The organism is Natronospira sp., assembly GCF_007134575.1.
GTDB classification, from domain to species: Bacteria; Pseudomonadota; Gammaproteobacteria; order Natronospirales; family Natronospiraceae; genus Natronospira; species Natronospira elongata.
In genome coordinates this window covers 1-5,445 of record NZ_SLKM01000171.1, presented here as the reverse complement: position 1 = coordinate 5,445, position 5,445 = coordinate 1, and the positions used below count along the sequence as shown (strand labels likewise).

5 protein-coding genes and 1 other RNA gene are annotated in these 5,445 nt (G+C 64.2%); 3 read left to right on the top strand and 3 right to left on the bottom strand.

Going from position 1 to position 5,445, the window contains the following annotated elements; translation table 11 throughout:
- From ACJWXQ_RS06720 to ACJWXQ_RS06710, 3 genes are all read right to left on the bottom strand, one after another.
- On the bottom strand, window positions 1-235 hold a 235-nt coding region (locus ACJWXQ_RS06720), incomplete at its 3' end, for an SIS domain-containing protein (RefSeq protein WP_406672435.1).
- 15 nt (window positions 236-250) lie between these two features.
- Window positions 251-610: a YraN family protein gene (locus ACJWXQ_RS06715; protein WP_346050483.1), complete on the bottom strand. Its 360-nt coding sequence runs from the start codon at window positions 608-610 to the stop codon at window positions 251-253.
- A gap of 11 nt (window positions 611-621) precedes the next feature.
- Window positions 622-2,562, bottom strand: a complete 1,941-nt coding sequence (locus ACJWXQ_RS06710) for a penicillin-binding protein activator (protein ID WP_406672434.1) — start codon at window positions 2,560-2,562, stop codon at window positions 622-624.
- Between the two features lie 130 nt (window positions 2,563-2,692).
- On the opposite strand from ACJWXQ_RS06710, the gene rsmI reads away from it, so the two are divergent.
- From rsmI to rnpB, 3 genes are all read left to right on the top strand, one after another.
- Window positions 2,693-3,568, top strand: coding sequence for a 16S rRNA (cytidine(1402)-2'-O)-methyltransferase (gene rsmI / locus ACJWXQ_RS06705; protein WP_406672433.1), 876 nt, complete (start codon window positions 2,693-2,695; stop codon window positions 3,566-3,568).
- 1 nt (window position 3,569) lies between these two features.
- Window positions 3,570-5,093, top strand: coding sequence for a tetratricopeptide repeat-containing sulfotransferase family protein (locus ACJWXQ_RS06700; protein ID WP_406672432.1), 1,524 nt, complete (start codon window positions 3,570-3,572; stop codon window positions 5,091-5,093).
- Between the two features lie 32 nt (window positions 5,094-5,125).
- Window positions 5,126-5,445: RNase P RNA component class A (rnpB, locus tag ACJWXQ_RS06695), an RNA gene on the top strand; the annotation flags it as partial.

Genomic DNA, 5,445 nt, shown 5'->3' with positions numbered 1-5,445 from the left:
TGGCGGGCAGGCCGGGGCGTTCCATCTCGAAACGATTGAGCATTTCCGAGGAAAAGTGCTGGGCGTCACCCGCCGAGCCACCATTGCCGCAACTCATGATCTTGTGGTTGCTCATGAGAGCATCCAGCATGCGTTGGGCGCCGCGGGCAATGGGGTCGGCAAGGGCCTCCACCGCTTCCTGCTTGCTGCGGATGCTCTGCTCGAAGTTCAGGCGAATGCGGGCCTGCATGTCCATAGCGTGGGTCTCCGGCTAGATATCGTCCAAGTCGAAAGCGTCCGGCAGCCAGTCAATCCGGGGTGATTCCAGACTGCCATCAATGGCGATGAGATCAAAACGGCCATCACGGTCCGGGCCGCGCGTGGCCATGAAGCATTCCGCGGCCCGGGCCATCAATCGGCGCTTGCGGCGGGAGACGGTTTCGATGCCATCGCCGTAATCATCCTGTTGTCGATGCCTGACTTCCACGAAGACCACCGTGTCACCATCCAGCATCACCAGGTCCAGTTCGGCTCCGGCCAGATGCAGGTTGCGCTCCAGGGGTTGCAGCCCTTTCTGGGCCAGCCACTGTTCCGCGAAAGTCTCCGCCGCCTTGCCCCGTTCCCGACTCATGACGGCATACCTCAGGGGGCTTCCAGGTCAAGGGGCGCCGGCTCCGGGATCTGTGGTTGTTCCTCAATGGGCTCCAGAGGGATGGGCTGTCCGCGTGAAAACATGGCCCAGCCCAATTCACGTTGAACCCGATTGTGCTCGTCCAGGCTCAATACACCGGTCATGGCGGCCAGGGGCGGGCGCAGGGGATCTTCGAAGTTGCTCAGTACCGGGACCAGGCGATAGGCATCGAAACCGAGCGCAAACAGGCGCCCGTGCTGATCAAACAATTCCGGCCAGAGTCCGGATATCCGTTCCCGTTCATCACGGGCCTCCCCTTCCTGGGCGATGGACCAGGGCATATCCGCGAAGCGAATACCGTCCAGGTCCGTGTCCGCCGATTGTCCGGGGCGATAGACATGGGAGCTGGCAAATACGGGGATGCCGATGGCGCGATGGAAGCGAAGCTGGGGCTTGATGAGCGAGGCCTGGCCATCCTGGGAGGCGAGGAAAATCCCGTCAATGTCCTGTCGGCGGCGCGGTTCAAATTCCAGCGATTCCTGAAGCACGCCGGCCAGCTCCCGGCGGCGGTCATGGCTGCGATTCAGACCCATCAAGCGCGTGATGCGGTCGGAGAAATCCCGCTGCTGGGGCAGGTAGCTTTCAAAGTCCAGCAGCTCGGCATCCATGTCCGCCAGTGCCTCGCGATAGGCATCCAGCATGCGGTAGCCCCACTCGGTCTCAGGGATCAGGGCAATATTGTGCCGATGGCCTTCGCGTACCATGCGCTGGGCGACCTGGCGTGCTTCGGACTCGGGCCGCAGGCCAAACTGCACCAGGCCGTCAACGCCGCCTTCCTCTTCATCCAGGTAGTTCAGGCCCAGCACCGTCACGGGCCGATCCTCGGCACGTCTAAGCTCGGACAGTGCCGGGCGGGTAAGGGGGCCGATGACAATACCGGCGCCGTCCGCTACCGCTTGCTGATAAACCTCCAGAACACCCTCTGTTTCATCGCCGGTATCGTAAACCCGGACCGCGGGCCGGCGGGTGCCGGGCTGATTGAAATGGGCCGCCAGGAATCCATCGCGCACCGCCTCGGCCGGGGCGGCGAATCGTCCACTCAGGGGCAGTAGCAGGGCAACCCGGTCCGGATAGCGGAAGCGTTCCCGATGGTCGGCCAGCAGTTGGTCCATGAGTTCGCTTGCCGGATGGTCGCGGTGCAGGGCCTCCCACTCGGCCACCGCGCGGTCAAACTGATCGGGGCGTTGCCAGCTTTGCTGGCCGGCACGGGCCAGGTTGAGCCAGCCGCTGATCAAGGGCCGGCCAGCCGCCTGTTCACGGTCGGGCAGTGATGGCAGAGCCATGAGGCGGTCCCAGATGGTCTGCAGGGCTGCAAGTCGGTCGTCCCCGCCCAGGAGGTCCGCTCGGCGCTGCAGGTCAGCGATGCCGGCGACGGCATCCTCAAGGCGGAAGCGGGCCTCGCCCCTGACCGCCAGAAGCTCGGGGGCGACGGCCCGTGGAATGCCTTCCTCGCGCACGTCGATGCGGGCCAGGGCCTCCTGTGGCCGATTATCCATCAGATCAGCACGGGCCAGGGTGACCGCCAGGCGAAACCGTTCCTCACGGGGCAGCTCGGCCGGGACCAGGCTGCCGCCAATGCCCCGGGCCCGATCGGTTTCGCCGGCTTCAATCCAGGCCTCCATGGCCTGGAATAGCCACTTCGGCCGCTCCGCGTCCGGGACGCTGGCCGCGATTTCCTGATAAATGGACGCCGCCGCTTCCGGGTCGCCGGTATCCCGCATCAACTCGGCACTGTCGGCCATGAGTTCGATTTCGGTCTCCGGCAGCGGTTCGCGCTCCACCGGCGTGGGCGCGCAGGACCAGAGCAGCAGCGCTGCCAGCAACAGGCCGGCGGGGCGCAGAATGGCTGCAGTTTGCGGGGGGCTTGGCTTATGCTGTGCGCTTGTCATCATGCTTGCGTGCTCGGCGGCGTCCTGATTGCAAGGGGTGGGAGCTAAGTGCCTTATCTTATCAGGCCGGACCACCGGATACCGCCTGTTTGCGACAGGCTGTCGACTTGCCATTCCCCGGGGAGGTTGTTTCTTGTCTGATAGCGGAAAGCTTTACGTGGTCGCCACGCCCATCGGCAATCTGTCTGATGCCTCGCCCCGCATGCGGGAGGTGCTTGCCAGCGTGGACCGGATTGCCTGTGAGGACACCCGCCATGCCCGGCGCCTGCTCTCCCGCTTTGGTATTCGCGGGCAGCTGATTTCCCTGCATGAGCACAACGAGAATGCGCGGGTGGAAGGCCTGATCGAGGCACTGCGCGGGGGCGAGAGCCTGGCTCTGATCTCCGATGCCGGCACGCCGCTGCTCAGTGATCCGGGTTTTCCGCTGGTTCGCGCGGCGGTGGCTGCCGGCATTGATCTTTGCCCCATCCCCGGCCCAAACGCCGCCATCGCGGCCCTTTCCGTGTCCGGATTGCCGCCGGAGCCGTTCCGCTTTCTGGGTTTTCCGCCTCGCCAGACAACGGCGAGGGCACGCTATTTCCAGTCCCTGTCGGCGGCGACGGAGACATTGATCTTTTATGAATCCGTTCACCGACTGGCGGGATCACTGGAGGCCATGTCGAAGGCCTTCGGGCCGGATCGCCCGGCCTTCCTTGGCCGGGAAATCAGCAAGCTGCATGAGCAGCTCAGGCATGGCACCCTGTCCGAGCTGTTGGCATGGGCCAGGCAATCTTCGCAGGCCCGCAAGGGTGAGCTTGTACTGATCGTGGGCGGCGCAGCCGCGGACTCGGCAGACCCCGAGCAGAGCGAAGTGGATGCCTGGTTGCGGGCACTGTCTGGCCGCTTGCCGCCACGGGAGGCGGCCCGGGTGGCCGCCGAGGTCAGTGGCCTGCCACGCAACCGGCTTTACAAGCGGCTTTTGGCCATCCAGTCAGACAGTGATGGTTCCAGCGGCGAGAAGGGAAACTGAGGTGTCGACATCAATGCAGCTCGATCAGGCGTTGGCAAGGGAGAAGCAGGGTGATCCCCAGGCTGCCTATGAGGCGATTCGTCGACTGACATCGGCCGGCAACAACGATCCACTGGTGCTGCTGCACGGTGGCCGCCTGGCAATGGCCCTTTGTCGCCACACTGAAAGCCTCGATCTGTTGGGGCGAGCAGCCGCCTGTGATCTTGACCCAAGGCAGCGCCTGGATCTCTCCACGCTTTACTTCATGCAGGATTGTTTTGGGCCGGCAATCGCGCAGGCAAGAATTGCGACCGAGCAATCCCCGGGAGACCGACAGGCCTGGGGGCATCTGGCCCGTCTGGCCGTGGAAGGTCGGGATCCCGAAACGGCACGCCAGGCTTGTTTGCATCTGTTGTCGCACAATGCCGGTGATGCCACGGCGGCCGTCCAGTTGGCCTCCCTCGACGCGCAGGCGGGAGACTTTGAGCAGGCCGAGCGCCGTTATCGCGCCGTACTGGAAGCCGAGCCCCATCGAAGTGGGGCCATCGCCGGCCTGGTCAAGTGCCGGCGCTTCGAGCCTGGGGAAGATATCCTCGACTGGATCGAGCGGGCCGATGTCCCGGGGCAGAAGAATCCCGATCGTGCCCGGCTGCATTTTGCCCGTGCCAAGGTTTTCAATGACTGGCGCGATTACGATGCCGCCTGGCAAGCGGCTCGCGAAGCCAACGGCCTCAAGCGTCGCCTGGCCGGCCATGATCGGCGGGCGGTGGAGGCGCAGAAGGACCTGGTCCTGGCATCCGCGCGCCAGGCCCTGGCCGACGGTCGTCGCAGCGATCGATCCGAAGCCCCCCTGCTGATCGTTGGCATGCCGCGCAGTGGCACCACGCTGGTGGAGCAGATGCTGGCGGACAATCCCCGCTTTTATCCCGGCGGTGAGGTCCCCGCCTTTGAACGGACCATGGCCAGGATTCCCCAGGGGCAAACGGTGTTTCAGGCCTTGCAGCGGGGCCAGGATTTTGACCTGGATGCCTTCGCCGAGGCCTATCTGGAATACTTTCGTGGATTCATCAATTTCTCCGGGGAGCGTATCATCAACAAGGTGCCGACCAATTTCTTTTACATCGGCCTGTTTCTGCTCCTCTTTCCCCGGGGGCATGTGGTGAACCTGCGCCGCCACCCTCTGGATGTGGCGGTATCCATCTATTTCGAGAACTTCGCCGAGCGATTCGCCTATACCACGGATCTGGACGATATCTTCCATTTTCGTGCTCTGTATGAAGACCTGATGGCCCAATGGCGGACCCTGTTTCCGGATCGCATCCTGGACCTGGATTACGAGGCCCTGGTGACAGATCCCGAGGGGCAAGGTCGTGAGTTGCGTGATTTCCTGGGGATGAGCGGGGATTCGGGGCCAGGCCATGAATCCAGTCGCAACCGTGTCGAGACCCCCAGTGTCTGGCAGGTCCGCCAGCCGTTCTACCGCCATGCGGTGGCGCGCTGGCGCCGCTATGAGAAATGGTTGGCCGATTATCAGGATTGGGCTTGAACCGCCGGGGTGATTCGGTGTCCAATGCGCCTGGAGTCGGCCGGGCGGTCGCGGCGAATCGGATCTGATCCGATCCGCGGAGGAAAGTCCGGGCTCCGCAGGGCAGGGTGCCAGGTAACGCCTGGGGGGCGTGAGCCCACGGAAAGTGCCACAGAAAACAGACCGCCGATGGCCCCTCGGGGCACAGGCAAGGGTGAAAAGGTGCGGTAAGAGCGCACCGCGCGGCTGGCAACAGCTCGCGGCACGGTAAACCCCACCCGGAGCAAGGCCAAATAGGGGAGCGAGCGCTTCGGTGCGCAACGTGCGGCCCGCACATGTTCCCGGGTAGGCTGCTTGAGGTGGACGGCGACGT